Origin of the sequence: Sulfitobacter dubius (assembly GCF_900113435.1) — a bacterium.
GTDB lineage: Bacteria > Pseudomonadota > Alphaproteobacteria > Rhodobacterales > Rhodobacteraceae > Sulfitobacter > Sulfitobacter dubius.
This window is the reverse complement of record NZ_FOPG01000009.1, coordinates 1-19,521: the sequence shown is the minus strand read 5'-3', so window position 1 is coordinate 19,521 and position 19,521 is coordinate 1. Positions and strand designations below refer to the sequence as shown.

Below are 19,521 nucleotides of genomic sequence, written 5' to 3'. Positions count from 1 at the left end.
CCGCGGTCAGCGTGGTTTTACCGTGGTCAACGTGGCCGATTGTGCCGATGTTGACGTGTGGCTTGTTACGTTCAAACTTTGCCTTTGCCATGGTGTTGGCTCCTTTAGATGTTGGGTGGTGGGCTTAAAAACCCACCCTACAGATTGGGTAGGGCGGGGTTCACCCCGCCATCCCGGTTATGCAAATTTGGCCTGAATCTCGTCAGAGATGTTCTGCGGCACAGGCTCGTAGTGGTCGAACTGCATGGTGAAGTTCGCACGACCGGAAGACATCGAACGCAGCGTGTTGATGTAGCCGAACATGTTGGCCAGCGGTACGAAGGCGTCGATCGCGATGGCATTGCCGCGCGTGTCTTGACCCTGCACCTGACCACGACGGGATGTCAGGTCACCAATGATGCCACCGGTGTACTCTTCCGGTGTCACAACTTCGACCTTCATGATCGGTTCCAGCAGTTTCGCGCCAGCTTTCTTCATGCCTTCGCGCATACCCATACGGGCGGCGATTTCAAAGGCCAGAACGCTGGAGTCAACGTCGTGGAACTTACCGTCGATCAGGGCAACCTTGAAGTCGATGACCGGGAAGCCCGCCAGCGGACCGGAGTCCAGAACCGACTTGATACCCTTTTCCACGCCCGGGATGTATTCCTTGGGAATGGCACCACCGACGATACGGCTCTCGAAAGAGTAACCTTCGCCCGGCTCGGTCGGCATCAGGATCATCTTAACTTCACCGAACTGACCCGAACCACCCGACTGCTTCTTGTGGGTGTAGGTGATTTCGGCTTCGCGGCTGATGGTCTCGCGGTAAGCCACCTGCGGCGCACCGATGTTCGCTTCAACTTTGAATTCGCGCTTCAGACGGTCCACCAGAATGTCGAGGTGAAGTTCGCCCATGCCCTTCATGATGGTCTGACCGGATTCCAGATCGGTTTCGACGCGGAAAGAGGGGTCTTCGGCGGCCAAACGGGCCAGACCTGCAGACATTTTCTCTTGGTCGGCCTTGGTCTTTGGCTCAACCGCGATCTCGATAACCGGATCGGGGAAGGTCATGGTTTCCAGAACCACCGGATCGTTGGCAGCACAAAGCGTGTCACCTGTGGTGGTGTCTTTCAGACCGGCAAGCGCGATGATGTCGCCCGCAAAAGCTTCTTCGATCTCTTCGCGGTTGATCGAGTGCATCATCATCATACGACCGACGCGCTCTTTCTTACCTTTGGTCGAGTTCAAGAGGGTATCGCCCTTCTTGAGCACGCCCGAATAAACGCGGGTGAATGTCAGCGAGCCAACAAAGGGGTCGTTCATGATTTTGAACGCAAGGCCAGAGAACGCCATTTCATCATCCGCACGACGCGGGATGTTACGGGTTTCTGTCTCATCGCCCGGCTTGAAGCCCATGTAGTCGACAACGTCCAGCGGGCTGGGCAGATAGTCGATCACGGCGTTCAAGAGTGGCTGAACACCTTTGTTCTTGAAGGCAGAGCCACAAAGAACGGGGATGAATTTGATCGCCAGCGTGCCCTTACGGATCAGCGCGCGCAGGGTGTCGACGTCCGGCTCAGCACCGTCCATCAGGTAGTTTTCCATCGCCTCGTCGTCCATCTCGACCGCGGTCTCGATGAGCTTGGCACGCCATTCGTCAGCGGACTCTTTCAGGCTGTCACGGATCTCGCGCTGTTCCCAGCCGGCACCCAGATCTTCGCCGGACCAGACCCATTCCTTCATTGTGACGAGGTCAACGAGACCTTCAAGCTCGTTCTCGGCGCCAATTGGGATTTGGATCGGAGCAGGTGTGGCACCTGTGCGGTCTTTGATCATCTTCACGCAGTTGAAGAAGTCAGCGCCGATTTTGTCCATCTTGTTGACGAACACAATGCGCGGAACTTTGTAGCGGTCAGCCTGACGCCACACGGTTTCGGTCTGCGGCTCAACACCAGCGTTGGCGTCAAGCACGGCAACCGCGCCGTCGAGAACGGCCAGCGAACGCTCAACTTCGATGGTGAAGTCAACGTGGCCTGGGGTGTCGATGATGTTCATCCGGAACTTGGTGTCGGATGTCGCATCGGCTGTGGGCTCTTCCTGGCGCTGCCAGAACGTGGTGGTCGCGGCGGATGTAATGGTGATCCCGCGTTCCTGCTCTTGCTCCATCCAGTCCATCGTCGCGGCGCCGTCATGCACCTCACCGATGTTGTGGCTTTTGCCAGTGTAGAACAGGATGCGTTCGGAACAGGTGGTTTTGCCGGCATCGATGTGAGCCATGATGCCGAAGTTGCGGTAGCGTTGGAGCGGATAGTCGCGTGCCATGGGGCTGCTTCCTCGAAAATATCAGTACGAACAGATCGCGCCCGAAACCGGGCGCGACGTTGAAATTACCAGCGGTAATGGCTGAACGCTTTGTTGGCGTCGGCCATCTTGTGCGTATCTTCGCGCTTTTTAACGGCAGTACCACGGGACTGTACGGCGTCCATCAGCTCGCCTGCAAGACGCTCTTCCATGGTGTTTTCGTTGCGGGCGCGCGCGGCTTTGATCAACCAGCGGATCGCCAGCGCCTGACGGCGCTCGGGGCGCACTTCGACTGGCACCTGATAGGTGGCACCACCAACGCGACGCGAACGAACTTCGACGGACGGCTGGATGTTTTCAAGTGCTTCGTGGAACACCTCGATCGGGGCGCGCTTGATCTTGTCTTCGACGCGGGTCATCGCGTTGTAGACGATGCGCTCGGCGACAGATTTCTTGCCGTCGATCATCAGGTTGTTCATGAATTTGGTGAGAACCAGATCGCCGTATTTGGCGTCTGGCAGGACTTCGCGTTTTTCAGCGGCGTGGCGGCGTGACATGTCAGTGTCTTCCTCTTGGCGGGTGGTGGGGCCATGCCCCACCCAACATCGAATGGATTGGTGGGGGCATGCCCCCACCACTGCGAGATTACTTCGGACGCTTCGCACCGTACTTGGAGCGACGCTGCTTCCGGTCCTTGACACCTTGGGTATCGAGAACACCGCGCAGGATGTGGTAACGCACACCGGGAAGGTCTTTTACACGACCGCCGCGGATCAGAACCACGGAGTGTTCCTGAAGGTTGTGGCTCTCACCCGGGATGTAGGAGATGACTTCGAAACCATTGGTCAGGCGCACTTTGGCAACCTTACGCATGGCCGAGTTCGGCTTCTTGGGTGTTGTTGTGTAAACCCGTGTGCAGACGCCACGCTTTTGCGGGCACTCCTGCAGGTGCATGGATTTCGAACGTTTGACTTTCGGCTGCCGCGGCTTGCGGATCAGCTGTTGGATCGTTGGCATTCCGGATATATCCCCGTATCGCTCAGATTTCATACACGGGGGATCCCCCATGCGGCTAAATTCGGTTACTTCATGCGTCCACAAAGCAAATTGACCGCAACGTTCCCGTACCGAGGAAAACGACGCGGTGGGTTAACAGAGGATCGGGCCAGTAGTAGGCCGGATCGTGACCACTTGAGTTATGAGTTCGGATTAGCAGAGCGGCCTCCACCTCCGAGATAGCGGGCGTATAGGACGTTGCGCGGGGGCTGTCAACAGCCCGGCCCTCGGAGGGCCGTCCAGAGCGGGCCGCGGCGCCCCCGGTTCCGAGCAACCCGCCGGTTCTGGCTCCGCCCCCTTGCCAGCAACAAAGCTCTGCCGCCATATTCATCAGAGACTTATCCTTGAGGGACAATATCATGCAAGCCATCGGCCTGTGCCGTTTTTCTTACCCTGCCCTTGGCGGGTTTCAGGTCGGGCACGAGACCATCGAGGAGCGGATCGCATACCTTTACGCGGAAGCACGGCTTGAAGAGCGCTTTCGATTGCTAGAGACGGTCGCCCTGCCCTGCCTCAAGGCGCAAACGGACCCAGATTTTTCCATCGTCTTCCTAATCGGTGACCAATTTCCAGCCCGGCATATCCAAAGGCTCGAATCGCTTCTCACTGACCTTCCTCAGGCCGTAATTCACCGCGAGCCCCCCCGACAGCATCGCGAAGTGATGAAAGAGGTGCTGAATGCCGCGCGGATAAACCCCAAGGAACCCTGCCTGCAATTTCGCTATGACGATGACGATGCGGTTTCGGTGGATTTCATCGCCCGCCTGCGCGGCACAGTCGAAGACAGCGCGGGCCTGCTCCGCGGGCAACGTTCCGTCGCCTTTGATTGGCCCAAGGGCTATATTGCCGAATTTGGGCCAAACGGCATTCGCGCGGCAGAGGTTTTTCGCCCGCTGAACGTCGCGGCATTGGCGATGTATGTCAAAGGCGGCAGCCCCCTGACCATAATGAACTTCGCGCATATGAAGCTGCCCCGGTTCATGCCCTACGTCAGCCTGCCTGACCCCGCGATGTTTGTGCGCAGCCACAACGGGTCAAACGATTCGCGGCAGGGGCTTGCGCATAAGGTACAAGTCTCCCCACTCAACGCAGAGGGCGAAGCGCTCTTTCGGGAACGCTTTGCCATTGATGCGGGTCAGATACGCCGGACTTTTGCCGCCTGAATTTTCAGCTTTCGCTCGCGGTAGAGGGTGAAGACCCCCGTGGCGACAACGATGCCCGCGCCGATCAATGTAAGCGTGCCCGGCCAATCGCCGAAAATAAGCCACCCCAGCAACAGCGCCCAAAGCAACCCGGTGTAGCGAAACGGCGCGATGAACGCGACATCGCCGGTGCGCATGACTTGGATCGAAAAGAAGTAACCGCCCAAGACAAACACCCCAGAGCCGCCGATCAGCAACGCCAGCGAAGGCGTCACTGGCGCCCAAGGTGCGCTGAGCGATGCTAGCCCCGCCGCCGTCATAACCGACAAGGCCGTGACCAGCGTCACAGTCATCGATGGCACCGACGCCGACAGCGCCCGCGTCGAGAGATCGCGTACCGTTACGCAAAGCACGGCGATCAACACGTAGATGGACCAGATGTTAAAGCCCTCTGCCCCCGGTTTGACGATTAACAATACACCGCAAAAACCGATCCCGATGGCGAGCAGCCGCCGCCAACCCACCGCCTGCTGCAACACCAGTGCCGCGGCCAGCGTGACCGAAAGCGGCACCGCCTGAAGGATCGCGGTGACATTGGCCAAAGGCATGTTGAACAGCGCGGTAAGAAAAAAATATGCCGCGGCAATCTCGGCAACAGAGCGCAAGGCGATCACACGCCAATCCCGTGCCTCAAGTCGAAAATCGATGCGCCCTAACTGCCTGCTGAGGGCAAGGATCAATACCGAAGTCGTCGCACCTCGAAGAAACAGCAATTGGAACAATGGCAGCGCACCGTCCGTCATTTTCAACAGCGTGTCGTTAAACGTGAAACATGCCATCGAGGCGATCATCAGCAATGCGCCGATGGTATTGGGGGACATGAACGCGCTCCGGGAAATTGGGTGCGGCTTATATCGGTGCCGCTGTCCAATGACTGGCAGCGGGCACTAGGGCTGTCAAGAACGGTGGCTTGCGCCCATCGTCTGCGGGTTAACTAGTACAACAGTTGACGGATCGATCAGCGGCTGCCCGTTCTCACTGGTTCGACGCCTGCGTCATCTGTTGTTGCTGGCTGGTAAGCAGGTGCCGGACCGTGCTGCGAAGTTGTCCCGGGTCGACAGGTTTCTGCATCACGGTGGCTTCCAGATCGCGGAAGGCGTCATAGACCTCAAGGTCGCGGGTACGCCCACTGAGAAAAATGATCGGCGTTCCCGCGATGGCCGGATTCTGGCCAAACCGATGTGCGAGTTCCATCCCCCCCATATCAGGCATCGAGATATCGCTGATGATAAGATCGGGTTTCAGGTCTTCGACCACCGCCAGCGCATCGCGGGCGTTCAGGCAAGAGACAAAGGTCAAAGAGCGATCGTCGGAAAAGATCATCTTTACCAATTCCAGAATGATCGGATCATCGTCGATATGTAAAATGCGGGATGCCATCTGAAGAGCCTTGCGACGGTTGAGCTGCCCCCGTCCTATTGCGGCTATGTGGCGGATGTAAGGCTAGCGCGACAGAACCGTGCAATCTGGCAGCCACTGTGCCTTAGGAGCCGCGGCGCAATCGAGGGAACAAAAAAGCCCCCGCAGCTTTCACTGCGGGGGCCATTGATTTTCAGGTCAAGCCTGCGATCAATCGCGGCTTTCGTCGTCACCCACTGGCGTGTTGAACACATCGCCACCAACGACGTCGTCCTGCGTAGAAGCGGTCGGAGCGGCCAGAGCGGCTGCCGCCTCGGCTTCTTCGCGGCGCGCTTCGATCACAACGTTGTCGCGGTCTGTCGCCACTTTGCGCATCTGCTGGGTTGCCCCACCAGTACCCGCCGGGATCAAACGGCCCACAATGACGTTCTCTTTCAGGCCAACCAGCTTGTCCCGCTTGCCCTGAACCGAAGCTTCGGTCAGCACGCGCGTTGTTTCCTGGAAGGACGCGGCAGAGATAAAGCTGCGGGTCTGAAGCGACGCCTTGGTAATGCCCAGCAGGATCGGTTCGCCCTTGGCAGGACGGCCACCCTTCTTCAGCGCCTTCTCGTTGGCGGTGTCGAACTCCTGCTTGTCGACGTGTTCGCCCTTCAGCAGCGTGGTGTCGCCGCTTTCTTGGATTTCCCACTTCTGCAGCATCTGACGGACGATGACTTCGATGTGTTTGTCGTTAATCTTCACACCCTGCAGGCGGTAAACGTCCTGCACCTCGTCAATCATGTACTCGGCCAAGGCCTCGACGCCCATAATCGCCAGAATGTCGTGCGGCGCGGGGTTGCCGTCCATGATGTAGTCACCCTTCTGCACGAAGTCGCCTTCGGCAACGGGGATGTGTTTCCCCTTGGGCACCATGTATTCAACCTTCACGTCCGGATCATCCGAGCTTTCAATCGCGATGCGGCGCTTGTTCTTGTAGTCCTTGCCGAAGCGCACATAGCCGTCGATTTCCGCGATGATGGCGTGATCTTTGGGGCGACGTGCCTCAAAGAGTTCGGCCACACGAGGCAGACCACCGGTAATGTCCTTGGTCTTGGCACCTTCACGCGGGATACGCGCGATGATGTCACCCGCTTGGATTTCGGTCTGATCCTCAACGGACAGAACGGCATCCACGGACATTGGATAGGTCACCGGGTTGCCCGCGTCGTTGCGGACCGGTTCGCCATCGTCACCAACCAGAATGATCTCAGGCTTAAGCTCGTTGCCTTTGGGGGCCGCGCGCCAGTCGATCACAATCTTCTGGGTCATGCCTGTCGCGTCATCAGTGTCGTCTTTGACAGCGATGCCCGACACAAGGTCGACGTATTTGGCCATACCTGGCTTCTCGGCGATGATCGGCAGGGTATAGGGATCCCACTCGAACAGCTTGTCGCCGCGCGCAATGGTATCGCCATCCTTGACGAAGAGCTTGGTACCGTAGCCGACTTTGTGGCTGGACCGCTCATCACCGCTTTCGTCAACGATCGACAGCTTCATGTTCCGACCCATGACGAGGATCTCGCCAGAGCTGTTTTCCAACGTCTGAGCGTTTTCGAACACGATTTTACCGGACTGGCTGGCCTCTTGGAAGGACTGCTGGCCACCCTGTGCAACGCCGCCGATGTGGAACGTCCGCATCGTCAGCTGTGTACCTGGCTCACCAATCGACTGGGCCGCGATGATGCCAACGGCCTCACCTTGGTTCACCAGCGTACCGCGTGCAAGGTCACGACCATAGCACATGGCACAGACGCCTTCTTCGGCCTCACATGTCAGCGGGCTACGGATACGGGCAACCTGAACAGCCGCCGCATCAATCGCATCGGCCATCCGCTCGTCGATCAGACCACCGGCGGGCACGATGACCTCCTCGGTGCCTGGCGCCAGAATGTCATCCGCTGCAACACGGCCCAACAGACGCTCGGCCAGCGAGGAGACGACTTCGCCATCGTTCACAGCCGCTTCGGCAGTGATCGCGGTTTCGGTGCCACAGTCGTGCATACGCACGATACAGTCCTGCGCCACGTCCACCAGACGGCGTGTCAGGTAACCGGAGTTCGCTGTTTTCAGAGCGGTATCCGACAGACCTTTCCGCGCACCGTGTGTCGAGTTGAAGTACTCAAGAACGGTCAGACCTTCTTTAAAGTTCGAGATGATCGGCGTCTCAATGATGTCGCCGTTCGGCTTCGCCATCAGACCGCGCATCCCGCCCAGCTGCTTCATCTGAGTAACCGAACCACGCGCACCAGAGTGGGCCATCATGTAGACCGAGTTCGGCTCCTTTTCGGACCCATTCTCGTGGTACGTGGTGGCCGAGATGGAGCCCATCATCGCTTCGGTGACTTTGTCGTTACACTTCGACCATGCATCGACGACTTTGTTGTACTTTTCGCCCTGAGTGATCAGGCCGTCCATATACTGCTGCTCAAAGTCCTTCACCTGCTCGCGGGTCTCTTCAACCAGCGGCCATTTGGTGTCGGGGATCAGCATGTCGTCTTTGCCGAAGGAGATGCCCGCTTTGAAAGCTTCACGGAAACCCATCGTCATGATCTGGTCACAGAAAATAACCGACTCTTTCTGACCGCAATAACGGTAGACGGTGTCGATGACCTGCTGCACTTCTTTCTTACGCAGCAGACGGTTGACCAAGTCAAACGGCGCTTTGGCGTTCAACGGCAGCAAGGCACCAAGACGCACACGACCGGGGGTCGTGTCAAAGCGCATCATCACTTCGTTGCCTTCGGCATCGATCTGTTTGATCCGTGCCTTGATTTTCGAGTGCAGGTGAACCGCGCCGGCGTCGAGGGCGTGCTGCACCTCGTCGACGGAGCCGAAGACCATGCCTTCGCCAACCATGCCTTGGCGCTCAAGGGTCGTGTAGTAGAGACCCAAGATCATATCCTGCGACGGCACGATGATCGGCGCGCCGTTTGCAGGCGACAGAACGTTGTTCGTGGACATCATCAGAACACGCGCTTCGAGCTGGGCTTCCAGCGAGAGCGGCACGTGAACGGCCATCTGGTCACCGTCAAAGTCAGCGTTAAAAGCCGAGCAAACCAGCGGGTGAAGCTGGATCGCTTTACCTTCGATCAGAACGGGCTCGAACGCCTGAATGCCAAGACGGTGAAGCGTCGGCGCGCGGTTGAGCATGACGGGGTGTTCGCGGATCACCTCATCAAGGATGTCCCAAACCTCGGGACGCTCTTTTTCAACCAGCTTTTTCGCCTGTTTCACGGTGGAGGACAGACCTTTGGCCTCAAGCCGCGAGTAGATGAACGGCTTGAAAAGCTCCAAAGCCATCTTCTTCGGCAGACCACATTGGTGCAGCTTCAGCTCCGGGCCGGTCACAATCACCGAACGGCCCGAGAAGTCGACGCGCTTACCCAAAAGGTTCTGACGGAAGCGACCCTGTTTGCCTTTCAGCATGTCGGACAGCGACTTCAGCGGGCGCTTGTTGGCGCCGGTGATGACGCGGCCACGGCGGCCGTTGTCGAACAGTGCGTCGACGGATTCCTGCAGCATCCGCTTTTCGTTACGAACGATGATGTCAGGCGCGCGCAGCTCAATGAGACGCTTCAAACGGTTGTTCCGGTTGATCACGCGGCGGTAGAGGTCGTTGAGGTCGGAGGTCGCGAAACGGCCACCATCCAGCGGCACCAGCGGGCGCAGTTCTGGCGGGATCACCGGGATCACGGTCATGACCATCCACTCAGGACGGTTGCCCGACTCGAGGAACGACTCAACCACTTTCAGACGCTTGATGATCTTCTTGGGCTTCAGCTCGCCTGTCGCCTCTTTCAGATCAGCGCGCAGGGTCTCGGCTTCGGCTTCCAGATCAATGGCGGCCAGCATTTCGCGGATCGCTTCGGCACCGATATTGGCGGTGAACGCGTCCATGCCATAGGCATCCTGCGCGTCCATGTACTCTTCTTCGGTCATCATCTGACCGTATTGAAGATCGGTAAGGCCCGGCTCGATCACCACGTAGTTCTCAAAGTAGAGAACACGCTCCAGATCGCGCAGGGTCATGTCCAGCATCAGGCCGATGCGCGAGGGCAGCGACTTGAGGAACCAGATATGCGCCACTGGCGACGCCAGTTCGATGTGGCCCATGCGCTCACGGCGGACCTTTTGCAGCGTCACTTCGACACCGCATTTCTCGCAGACAACGCCGCGATACTTCATCCGCTTATATTTGCCGCAAAGACATTCGTAGTCTTTGATCGGGCCAAAGATACGCGCACAGAACAGGCCGTCACGCTCGGGCTTGAACGTCCGGTAGTTGATGGTTTCCGGCTTTTTGATCTCACCGAAGGACCAGCTGAGGATCCGCTCTGGCGAGGCCAAAGAGACCTTGATTTCGTCAAACGCTTTTTGCGGCGTCAGCGGGTTGAACGGGTTGTTTGTCAGTTCCTGGTTCATTTTCAAATCCTTGAAAGGGGTGCGTTGGGAGGGACCGGACCCGTTTTCATTTGAAGAAAACGGGCCGGGATTTTTAAAAAATCCCGTTTACCGCGTCACTCATCCTCCTCCGCATCCAGGAGTTCCATATTCAGGCCGAGGCCGCGCACTTCCTTGACGAGAACGTTAAAGCTCTCTGGAATGCCCGCTTCGAAGTTATCCTCGCCCTTGACGATGCTTTCATAGACCTTGGTCCGGCCCGCGACGTCGTCCGACTTGACGGTCAGCATTTCCTGCAATGTGTAAGCGGCGCCGTAGGCTTCGAGAGCCCAGACTTCCATCTCACCAAAGCGCTGGCCACCGAACTGTGCTTTACCACCCAGCGGCTGCTGTGTGACGAGCGAGTACGGCCCGGTCGAACGTGCGTGGATCTTGTCGTCCACCAAGTGGTGCAGCTTGAGCAGGTACTTGACGCCGACGGTCACGGGGCGGGCAAACTGCTCACCTGTACGACCATCGAACAGCACCGACTGACCGGAGGTGTCGAACCCGGCCCGCTTGAGGCTGTCATTCACGTCCGCTTCCTTGGCACCGTCAAAGACCGGTGTGGCGATCGGCACACCGCGGCGCACGTTGTCGGCCACTTCAAGAAGCGTGTCCTCGTCCATGCCGGTGATGCCCTCTTCGTAGACATCATCACCATAGGCCAGCTGCATTGCTTCACGCACAGGTGTCAGATCGCCGGAACGCTTATACTCTTGCAGCGCCTCGTCGATGTTGATGCCCAGACCGCGTGCGGCCCAGCCCATGTGTGTCTCAAGAATCTGACCAACGTTCATCCGCGATGGAACACCCAGAGGGTTAAGGCAGAAGTCGACCGGGGTACCATCGGCGAGGAACGGCATGTCCTCCATCGGCACCACTTTCGAGATCACACCCTTGTTCCCGTGACGACCGGCCATCTTGTCGCCCGGCTGCAGCTTACGCTTCACCGCCACGAACACTTTGACCATCTTCATCACACCCGGGGGCAGATCGTCACCACGACGTACTTTCTCGACCTTGTCCTCGAAACGCGCATCCAAGGTCCGCTTCTGGATCTCATACTGCTCGTTCAGGGCTTCGACGATCTTCGCGTCATCCTCGTCCTCAAGGGCCAACTGCCACCACTGACCACGGGTCAGGGTTTCCAGCAGTTCCTCGGTGATCTGGCTGTTCGCCTTCACGCCTTTGGGGCCTTTGACGGCGATTTTGCCAAGGATCATGTCCTTGAGACGCGCATAGATGTTGCGGTCAAGGATCGCCAATTCGTCGTCCCGGTCACGGGCCAGACGTTCAACTTCCTCACGCTCGATCTGCAGCGCACGCTCGTCTTTCTCAACGCCGTGACGGTTGAAGACACGCACTTCGACAACAGTGCCGAAATCGCCCGGCTTCACACGCAACGAGGTGTCGCGCACGTCAGAGGCTTTCTCACCGAAGATGGCGCGCAGAAGCTTTTCTTCCGGCGTCATCGGGCTTTCGCCTTTCGGTGTGATCTTACCCACAAGGATGTCGCCCGGCTCAACGTCCGCACCGATATACACGATACCGGCTTCGTCGAGGTTGCGAAGGGCTTCCTCGCCGACGTTGGGAATGTCTCGGGTGATCTCTTCTGGCCCAAGCTTCGTGTCACGCGCGGCGACTTCAAATTCCTCGATGTGGATTGAGGTGAAGACGTCGTCACGGGAAATCCGCTCGGAGATCAGGATGGAGTCTTCGTAGTTGTAGCCATTCCACGGCATGAAGGCGACGACGACGTTCTTGCCGAGCGCCAGTTCCCCCATATCGGTCGACGGACCATCCGCGATGACCTGACCCTTGGTGACCTTCTCGCCCACTTTCACCAGCGGACGCTGGTTGATGCAGGTGTTCTGGTTCGAGCGCTGGAACTTGCGCATGCGGTAGATGTCCACACCCGCGTCGCCCAACTCAAGGTCTTCGGTGGCCCGGATCACGATACGGGAGGCATCGACTTGGTCGATGATACCCGCGCGGCGTGCCGTGTAGGCCGCCCCGGAATCGCGCGCCACGACTTCTTCGATGCCGGTGCCGACAAGCGGCGCCTCAGCTTGCAGAAGCGGTACGGCCTGACGTTGCATGTTCGAGCCCATGAGAGCGCGGTTGGCGTCGTCGTTTTCGAGGAACGGGATCAGCGATGCAGCGACCGAGACCAACTGCTTGGGCGAAACGTCGATCAGGTCCACGTTTTCCGTCGGCGCCAGCGTGTAGTCGCCGGACTGACGGGTCGAAACCAGTTCGTTCACGAACTTCATGTTTTCGTCGAGGTTGGCGTTTGCCTGAGCCACGGTGTGGCGCATTTCCTCGGTCGCGGACATGTAGTGCACTTCGTCGGTGACGGTGCTGTCTTTGACAACGCGGTAAGGCGTTTCGATGAAGCCGTATTTGTTCACGCGGGCAAAAGTGGCCAGCGAGTTGATCAGACCAATGTTCGGCCCTTCCGGCGTTTCAATCGGGCACATCCGACCATAGTGGGTCGGGTGAACGTCGCGCACTTCAAAGCCCGCACGCTCACGTGTCAAACCGCCCGGCCCAAGCGCCGAGAGACGACGCTTGTGCGTCACTTCGGAGAGCGGGTTGGTTTGGTCCATGAACTGCGACAGCTGCGAAGAGCCAAAGAATTCACGCACCGCAGCCGCTGCTGGCTTGGCGTTGATCAGGTCTTGCGGCATCACGGTGTCGATCTCGACGGAGGACATCCGCTCTTTGATCGCGCGCTCCATGCGCAGCAGGCCAACGCGGTACTGGTTTTCCATCAATTCGCCGACCGAACGCACACGACGGTTGCCGAGGTGGTCAATGTCGTCGATGTCGCCACGGCCATCGCGCAGGTCAACCAGCGCTTTGATACAAGCGACGATGTCGTCACGGTCCAGCGTGCGCTGTGTGTCGGGCTTATCAAGCGCCAGACGCATGTTCATTTTCACGCGGCCAACAGCCGAGAGGTCATAGCGTTCGCTATCAAAGAACAGCGTGTCAAAGAGCGCGGACGCGGCCTCAACGGTGGGCGGCTCGCCCGGGCGCATGACGCGGTAGATGTCCATGAGCGCGGTGTCGCGGTTCATGTTTTTGTCCATCGCCATGGTGTTGCGCATGTAAGGACCGACGTTGACGTTGTCGATGTCCAGCAGCGGAATCTCGGTGATGCCCGCGTCGATCAGCTCTTTCGCGGTGCCGCCGATCAGGGTGCCGTCTTTGTCGTATTCCAGCGTCAACTCGTCACCGGCTTCGACGTAAATCGCACCGGTTTCTTCGTTGATGATGTCACGCGCGACGAACTTGCCAACGATGTGATCGAAAGGCAGCAGCAGGTCTTTGACCTTGCCTTCGTCGAGCAGCTTTTTGACGGCGCGAGGGGTGACCTTTTTGGTCGCTTCGAACAGGATTTCACCTGTCGCTGCATCCACCAGATCATAGGTCGGACGGGTGCCGCGCACGCGGTCGGGGAAGAAGGGTGCAACCCAGCCCTTGTTCTTCTCAAGCGTGTAGGTGACCGTCTTGTAGTAGGCGTTCATGATCGCCTCTTGGTCCAGCCCGAGGGCATAGAGCAAGGTCGTCACAGGCAGTTTGCGGCGGCGGTCGATCCGGGCAAAGACGATGTCTTTGGCGTCGAATTCGAAGTCCAGCCAGGAACCGCGGTATGGGATGATGCGGCAAGCGAACAGGAGCTTACCCGAAGAGTGGGTTTTGCCCTTGTCGTGGTCAAAGAACACGCCCGGGGAGCGGTGCATCTGGGATACGATCACACGCTCGGTGCCGTTTACGACGAAAGTGCCGTTCGGCGTCATCAGGGGCATGTCGCCCATGAACACGTCTTGTTCTTTGATGTCTTTGACCGACTTGGCACCGGTGTCTTCGTCCACATCAAACACGATGAGGCGCAGCGTCACCTTAAGTGGCGCGCTGTAGGTCATGTCACGCTGCTGACATTCCTCAACATCGTATTTCGGCTTTTCGAGCTCGTACTTGACGTATTCAAGCACGGAGGTCTCATTGAAATCTTTGATCGGGAAAACCGACTGGAAAACGCCTGTGATACCTTCACCATCGGTGGGGGTCTCGGCGTCGCCGGAATTCAAGAACAGATCGTAAGAGGATTTCTGAACCTCGATGAGGTTCGGCATCTCCAGCACTTCGCGGATTTTGCCGTAATATTTACGCAGACGTTTCTGGCCAAGGAAGGATTGTGCCATGTGTCGTGTCACCTTTCGTGTCTCTTGCCGAGCGCATCAACCACCGGGGCCGTGGTGCGCGCCCATAAGAGCGGAAAATCCGGGTCAATTCTTGGAATGCGTCCCACTGCATCCCTTCCGACCATGGACCTCTCCAGAGAAATATTCCGCCGCGCGGAACATTCGTCAAAACAGGTCAGGCTGGACAGGAAAACCTCCCGTCCAGCCCTTGTTCATGCGTGGTGCACGTTGCCGCGCACCTCTGGCTTAGGCCAGCTCGACTTCGGCGCCAGCTGCTTCCAGCTTGCCTTTGATGTCTTCGGCTTCGGCTTTGTCGACGCCTTCTTTGATCTTGCCACCGGCTTCGACCAGGTCTTTGGCTTCTTTCAGGCCGAGACCTGTGATGCCGCGGACTTCCTTGATCACGTTGATCTTGGATGCGCCGGCGTTCTTCAGAACGACGTCGAATTCGGTCTTTTCTTCTTCGGCAGCGCCGCCATCAGCAGGACCAGCCATCATCACTGCGCCGCCAGCGGCGGGCTCGATGCCGTACTCGTCTTTGAGGATGGTTTTCAGTTCTTGTGCTTCAAGCAGAGTCAGACCAACGATGTCTTCTGCCAGTTTTTTCAGATCAGCCATGTTTAGCTCTTTCCGTTACGATATGTGTGTTCCAACGCGCGTGTTCAACCCGAGCGCCGGCTTGACGATATGCCTTACGCAGCCGCCTTGTCCTCGATCGTGGACAAGATGGATGCGATGTTGCTTGCAGGTGCGCCAATGGCCCCGGCGATGTTCGAAGCAGGGGCGCCGAGCATGCCCGCGATGGTGGAGATAAGCTCCTCCCGCGAAGGCATTTTCGACACGGCTTCGACACCAGCGGCGTCCAACGCGTTCTCACCCATGGAACCACCGAGGATCACCAGCTTTGGGTTTTCCTTGGAGAATTCCTGAGCAACCTTGGCCGCAGCCACAGGATCCTCAGAATAGGTCAGAACGGTCATACCCGTCAGAAGGTCAGCGATGCTTTCGCATGGCTTGCCCTCAAGGGCGATCTTGGCGAGCCTGTTTTTGGCAACACGCACGGCCCCACCGGCAGCGCGTGCGCGCGCCCGAAGGTCCTGCATTTCGGCAACTGTCAAACCGACGTAGTGGCTAACCACAACGACGCCAGAGCTTTCAAAGATCTGGCCGAGTTCGTCGACCAGCTGTTCTTTTTGTGCTCTATCCACAGTTTCACTCCAAATTTGGGGGTTGCCCCCCGGCTCAGTTCAGGATGCGGTCTTCTGCATCCCATTCGGGTCCAATGTCAGGGTCCCGGCCAAAACCGCCCGAGGGCAGAATTTTTCCGGTTTCCCATCTCAGGAAGGAATTATTCAGGCCAAAGCCCAAACCCTCCGTCTCGGACAGACGCGCGGACCGATCTTTTGGTCCTTGCGTATCTGACGGCCGAAGCCGCCAAATCTCGGGTCGTAAGGTGGGAGGCTCGCCCCCACCCCACTGGATCACTCGGCGGTTGCGTTCTCGACAGCGACCGACACGCCCGGGCCCATTGTGGAGCTCAGGTTGATCTTTTTCATGTATGTGCCTTTGGCACCGGCAGGCTTGGCTTTGGACACCGCGCCAACAAAGGCACGGATGTTCTCGGCCAGCTTGGCTTCGTCGAAGGACAGTTTGCCAACGCCTGCATGGACGACACCGCCCTTTTCGGCTTTGAACTGAACTTCACCACCCTTGGCCGCTTTCACCGCGTCGGCGACGTCCATGGTCACGGTGCCAACCTTGGGGTTCGGCATCAGGTTACGGGGGCCAAGCACTTTACCCAGACGGCCAACGATCGGCATCATGTCGGGTGTCGCGATGCAACGATCAAAGTCGATCTTGCCGGACTGCACGGTTTCCATCAGGTCTTCTGCACCAACGATATCTGCGCCAGCCTTTTCGGCTTCTTCAGCTTTCGCGCCACGGGCGAAGACAGCAACGCGCATTGTTTTGCCGGTGCCGTTGGGCAGGCCGACAACACCGCGGACCATTTGGTCTGCGTGGCGCGGGTCAACACCGAGGTTCATCGCGATCTCGATGGTTTCGTCGAACTTTGCGTTTGCGTTTGCTTTGATGAGGCTTACCGCTTCTTCAACGGTGATCTCTTCTTTGCCAGCAAAGGCTTCACGGGCGGCGCGGGTGCGTTTTCCAAGTTTTGCCATCTTACTTCACCTCGATGCCCATGGACCGGGCAGAACCCAGAATGATTTTCATCGCCGCTTCCACGTCGTTCGCGGACAGGTCGGCGGCTTTTGCTTCTGCGATCTCGCGCAGCTGCTTGGTGGTCACGGTGCCAACGGTTTCACGGCTCGGCGTTTTCGCGCCAGAGTTCACCTTGGCAGCTTTTTTCAGGTAGTAGGACGCCGGGGGCGTCTTGATGTCCATGGTGAAGGACTTGTCCTGATAGTAGCTGATCACGGTGGGGCACGGTGCGCCCGGCTCCATGTCTGCGGTCTTGGCGTTGAACGCCTTGCAGAATTCCATGATGTTAATGCCGCGCTGACCGAGGGCTGGGCCCACGGGCGGGGACGGGTTTGCTTGACCCGCTTTAACTTGCAACTTCATCGTACCGACGAGTTTCTTGGCCATCTGACCATTCTCCTTTCAACACCCTTGGGGCGCGCCCCGCGGGATCTTCGTTGCGTGGTCCGGGTTGGGCGCCGCGGCGCCCTTGCCTCCCACAGTGACCGACACCCTCGGGCGCCGGGATGACGGGCATCGGCCCGCCTTACACTCAGATCTGCTTGTTGACCTGCGTGAATTCCAATTCGACCGGGGTTTCCCGACCAAAGATCGAGACCGACACCTTAAGGCGCTGGTTATCCTCGTCGACCTCTTCGATCATGCCGTCGAAGTCCTCGAACGGACCGTCGGCAACCTTAACCTTTTCGCCGATCTCGAAGTGGATCAGCGTGCGCGGGGCTTCTTCGCCTTCCTGCACGCGACCCAGGATAGCCTGAACCTCGGCATCGCGCATCGGCATCGGACGGCCTTGCGGGCCCAAGAAACCGGTGACGCGGTTGATCGAGTTGATCAAGTGATAGCCCGCGTCGGACATTTCCATATGCACCAGCACATAGCCGGGCATGAAGCGACGCTCGGTTGTCACCTTCTTGCCGCGCCGGACCTCAATCACCTCTTCGGTGGGCACCAGCACTTCGTCAATCTGGTCTTCAAGTTCCTGCTCGGCCACGGACGCGCGGATCTGCTCGGCGATCTTCTTCTCGAAGTTCGACAGGACACTGACCGAATACCACCGTTTTGCCATCTGAACTCTGGTCCCTGTCTTGCCATGCGGGCTGTCCCGGCATGTAAATTCGTCAATCACACGAGGCAGAAGCCCCGCAACATCTGAACAAAAAATCGGCGCGCAACTCGAATCGCCGCACGCCCCTTTTCAGGTCAGGTCTGCGCAATAGCCCGCGCAGACGCAGGTTTCAAGGGTGTAAAGATAAATTCACCCAAGCGGGCGATGCTTAGCCGAACATCCCAAGGATCTGCTGTAGACCGCCGCGGATCAGAATGTCTACGATCGCAAAGAAAACAGCCGTCAGCGCAGCAAGGATAAAGACCATCACAGTGGTCAGCATCACTTCCCGCTTGGTAGGCCAAACAACCTTTGCAACTTCGGTGCGAACCTGCTGGATGAACTGAAGTGGATTGGTGGTGGCCATGACTACTTTCCCTATTAGCGGATTGGGCGGATGTAACGGGTCCGCCCTCCAGTTTCAAGACGTCTTCGCGCACAGCTCAAGCTTCGGAGTTGCGCAGTTTGTCAAAGCGACGATCTAGGGCTTCGTCATGCCGAACATCAGCTGCAGCCATCTCCCCAAAGTCTGGCAAGTAGAGCCCATCGACCGTGCCTTCTGGGAAACAGTCAAGCACGGCATCCCATTTCATCGCAAAGGCATCCAGCCGCGCGCGCATACGGTCCGCCCGCTCGGGCCGGCGCTTAGAATACCAGCGCCCAAGCGCCATTGCACGTTGCCAAAACCCATCATAGCCTAGCGCGATGAAGACACCCAGCGTAATGGATACCGTCAAGAAGATGAGGCCAAGCATTAGCATCGGACGTAGAACAACCAGCAAAGCGAGTGCCGCAAGGATGATAACCCGCGGCGATGGGCGCCACTTGGGAAGCTTCAATGCGATGAGCTTACCTGATTTCTGCTTGGTGGTCTCAGATTCTGACAAATCAGGAAAGGCCTTTCGCCCGGCAGAACGCGGCTTCACCGCCGGCTTCTGTGACGTTGTAGTAGGGGTAACTTTTCGGCCCGCCGCGGCCCCCTCAGCGTCAGCCTCCTGATCACCCTTAACCAAGTTGCGGATCGCCGACAGCGAGGCCGGATCCAAATCCTGCATGTCCTGTGGCTCTGAATCGTCAATTTGGGTCTTCATTTCAGTCTCTCTACGCAGTTGGGAAAGAGTTACCGAAACTTTGCGCCGTAGATTGGACCGAAAGTGGACGGATATTGGGCATCCACGTCAACCATCGCCCACAAAGCAAAACCGCCGCGGCTTTTTGGGCTGCGGCGGTTTTGTTTAATATTGGTTATCGTGGAGAGATACTGTTTTTGAGGACCTTATTAGGTTTGGCGATGACCTACTCTCCCACGTCTTAAGACGCAGTACCATCGGCGCTACGGCACTTAACGGCTGGGTTCGGGATGGGACCAGGTGTTTTGCTCGCGCTATGATCACCAAACCAAATAAAGTCCTCAAGCGCTCTGCTGTTCAGAGGGACGGCGGGAGGCAGGGCATCTTTAGGATGCCTGTTCTTGCGCTGTCACCACTGAAGTGCTGAGCGTTGTTTTCCAAGTCATGTACCACTGATTGTATGTGTATGCTTTTGATTGATAAGTTGAAGTCTTGCTTCTACTGGATCAAATCAAGCCTATCGAGCAATTAGT

Annotated in this window: 16 protein-coding genes and 1 rRNA gene; 1 reads left to right on the top strand and 16 read right to left on the bottom strand. The window is 57.9% G+C overall.

Annotation, left to right across the window (positions count from 1 at the left end; genetic code table 11):
- The 4 genes from BM229_RS17680 to rpsL all read right to left on the bottom strand — a co-directional run.
- Nucleotides 1-91, bottom strand: a 91-nt coding sequence (locus tag BM229_RS17680; RefSeq protein WP_139226313.1) for a GTP-binding protein, incomplete at its 3' end; no start/stop codon positions are given.
- An 86-nt stretch (nucleotides 92-177) separates the two neighbouring features.
- A complete protein-coding gene (fusA, locus tag BM229_RS17675; RefSeq protein ID WP_093928963.1) occupies nucleotides 178-2,304 on the bottom strand; it encodes an elongation factor G in 2,127 nt (708 codons plus the stop codon).
- 65 nt (nucleotides 2,305-2,369) lie between these two features.
- Complete coding sequence (gene rpsG / locus BM229_RS17670) at nucleotides 2,370-2,840, bottom strand: 30S ribosomal protein S7 (RefSeq protein WP_007118827.1); 471 nt, start codon at nucleotides 2,838-2,840, stop codon at nucleotides 2,370-2,372.
- 88 nt (nucleotides 2,841-2,928) lie between these two features.
- On the bottom strand, nucleotides 2,929-3,300 hold the full coding sequence (gene rpsL, locus BM229_RS17665) for a 30S ribosomal protein S12 (RefSeq protein ID WP_007118826.1): 372 nt from the start codon (nucleotides 3,298-3,300) through the stop codon (nucleotides 2,929-2,931).
- A 398-nt stretch (nucleotides 3,301-3,698) separates the two neighbouring features.
- On the opposite strand from rpsL, the gene BM229_RS17660 reads away from it, so the two are divergent.
- Nucleotides 3,699-4,502, top strand: a complete 804-nt coding sequence (locus BM229_RS17660) for a putative rhamnosyl transferase (RefSeq protein ID WP_093928962.1) — start codon at nucleotides 3,699-3,701, stop codon at nucleotides 4,500-4,502.
- Here the strand turns inward: BM229_RS17660 and BM229_RS17655 are convergent.
- The 12 genes from BM229_RS17655 to rrf all read right to left on the bottom strand — a co-directional run bounded on the left by BM229_RS17655 (nucleotide 4,475) and on the right by rrf (nucleotide 19,316).
- Entirely contained in the window at nucleotides 4,475-5,362 is an 888-nt protein-coding gene (locus BM229_RS17655; RefSeq protein WP_093928961.1) for a DMT family transporter, read from the bottom strand. The genes BM229_RS17660 and BM229_RS17655 overlap by 28 nt on opposite strands.
- Before the next feature lie 154 nt (nucleotides 5,363-5,516).
- Nucleotides 5,517-5,921, bottom strand: coding sequence for a response regulator (locus BM229_RS17650; RefSeq protein ID WP_093928960.1), 405 nt, complete (start codon nucleotides 5,919-5,921; stop codon nucleotides 5,517-5,519).
- 189 nt (nucleotides 5,922-6,110) lie between these two features.
- Nucleotides 6,111-10,361, bottom strand: coding sequence for a DNA-directed RNA polymerase subunit beta' (gene rpoC / locus BM229_RS17645; RefSeq protein ID WP_093928959.1), 4,251 nt, complete (start codon nucleotides 10,359-10,361; stop codon nucleotides 6,111-6,113).
- A gap of 95 nt (nucleotides 10,362-10,456) precedes the next feature.
- On the bottom strand, nucleotides 10,457-14,593 hold the full coding sequence (gene rpoB / locus BM229_RS17640; RefSeq protein WP_093928958.1) for a DNA-directed RNA polymerase subunit beta: 4,137 nt from the start codon (nucleotides 14,591-14,593) through the stop codon (nucleotides 10,457-10,459).
- Nucleotides 14,594-14,839: 246 nt separating this feature from the next.
- Nucleotides 14,840-15,211, bottom strand: a complete 372-nt coding sequence (rplL, locus tag BM229_RS17635) for a 50S ribosomal protein L7/L12 (protein ID WP_067622135.1) — start codon at nucleotides 15,209-15,211, stop codon at nucleotides 14,840-14,842.
- 74 nt (nucleotides 15,212-15,285) lie between these two features.
- Nucleotides 15,286-15,801 carry a 50S ribosomal protein L10 gene (gene rplJ, locus BM229_RS17630; protein WP_007118819.1) on the bottom strand — a complete coding sequence of 172 codons (516 nt, stop codon included), beginning with the start codon at nucleotides 15,799-15,801 and terminating at the stop codon, nucleotides 15,286-15,288.
- A gap of 273 nt (nucleotides 15,802-16,074) precedes the next feature.
- On the bottom strand, nucleotides 16,075-16,773 hold the full coding sequence (gene rplA, locus BM229_RS17625; RefSeq protein ID WP_067622131.1) for a 50S ribosomal protein L1: 699 nt from the start codon (nucleotides 16,771-16,773) through the stop codon (nucleotides 16,075-16,077).
- 1 nt (nucleotide 16,774) lies between these two features.
- Nucleotides 16,775-17,200: a 50S ribosomal protein L11 gene (gene rplK / locus BM229_RS17620; RefSeq protein WP_067622128.1), complete on the bottom strand. Its 426-nt coding sequence runs from the start codon at nucleotides 17,198-17,200 to the stop codon at nucleotides 16,775-16,777.
- Nucleotides 17,201-17,345: 145 nt separating this feature from the next.
- Nucleotides 17,346-17,879, bottom strand: a complete 534-nt coding sequence (nusG, locus tag BM229_RS17615) for a transcription termination/antitermination protein NusG (RefSeq protein ID WP_007118816.1) — start codon at nucleotides 17,877-17,879, stop codon at nucleotides 17,346-17,348.
- Between the two features lie 208 nt (nucleotides 17,880-18,087).
- Entirely contained in the window at nucleotides 18,088-18,285 is a 198-nt protein-coding gene (gene secE, locus BM229_RS17610) for a preprotein translocase subunit SecE (RefSeq protein WP_007118815.1), read from the bottom strand.
- Between the two features lie 76 nt (nucleotides 18,286-18,361).
- A complete protein-coding gene (locus BM229_RS17605) occupies nucleotides 18,362-19,009 on the bottom strand; it encodes a hypothetical protein (protein WP_139226312.1) in 648 nt (215 codons plus the stop codon).
- Between the two features lie 192 nt (nucleotides 19,010-19,201).
- Nucleotides 19,202-19,316, bottom strand: a 5S ribosomal RNA gene (rrf, locus tag BM229_RS17600).
- Nucleotides 19,317-19,521 lie beyond the last annotated feature (205 nt).

Excerpts from the sequence above, each read along its gene's own strand:
- fusA (WP_093928963.1), bottom strand. The coding sequence starts at position 2,304 with ATGGCACGCGACTATCCGCTCCAACGCTACCGCAACTTCGGCATCATG.
- rpsG (WP_007118827.1), bottom strand. The coding sequence starts at position 2,840 with ATGTCACGCCGCCACGCCGCTGAAAAACGCGAAGTCCTGCCAGACGCC.
- rpsL (WP_007118826.1), bottom strand. The coding sequence starts at position 3,300 with ATGCCAACGATCCAACAGCTGATCCGCAAGCCGCGGCAGCCGAAAGTC.
- BM229_RS17660 (WP_093928962.1), top strand. The coding sequence starts at position 3,699 with ATGCAAGCCATCGGCCTGTGCCGTTTTTCTTACCCTGCCCTTGGCGGG.
- BM229_RS17655 (WP_093928961.1), bottom strand. The coding sequence starts at position 5,362 with ATGTCCCCCAATACCATCGGCGCATTGCTGATGATCGCCTCGATGGCA.
- BM229_RS17650 (WP_093928960.1), bottom strand. The coding sequence starts at position 5,921 with ATGGCATCCCGCATTTTACATATCGACGATGATCCGATCATTCTGGAA.
- rpoC (WP_093928959.1), bottom strand. The coding sequence starts at position 10,361 with ATGAACCAGGAACTGACAAACAACCCGTTCAACCCGCTGACGCCGCAA.
- rpoB (WP_093928958.1), bottom strand. The coding sequence starts at position 14,593 with ATGGCACAATCCTTCCTTGGCCAGAAACGTCTGCGTAAATATTACGGC.
- rplL (WP_067622135.1), bottom strand. The coding sequence starts at position 15,211 with ATGGCTGATCTGAAAAAACTGGCAGAAGACATCGTTGGTCTGACTCTG.
- rplA (WP_067622131.1), bottom strand. The coding sequence starts at position 16,773 with ATGGCAAAACTTGGAAAACGCACCCGCGCCGCCCGTGAAGCCTTTGCT.
- rplK (WP_067622128.1), bottom strand. The coding sequence starts at position 17,200 with ATGGCCAAGAAACTCGTCGGTACGATGAAGTTGCAAGTTAAAGCGGGT.
- nusG (WP_007118816.1), bottom strand. The coding sequence starts at position 17,879 with ATGGCAAAACGGTGGTATTCGGTCAGTGTCCTGTCGAACTTCGAGAAG.
- secE (WP_007118815.1), bottom strand. The coding sequence starts at position 18,285 with ATGGCCACCACCAATCCACTTCAGTTCATCCAGCAGGTTCGCACCGAA.
- BM229_RS17605 (WP_139226312.1), bottom strand. The coding sequence starts at position 19,009 with ATGAAGACCCAAATTGACGATTCAGAGCCACAGGACATGCAGGATTTG.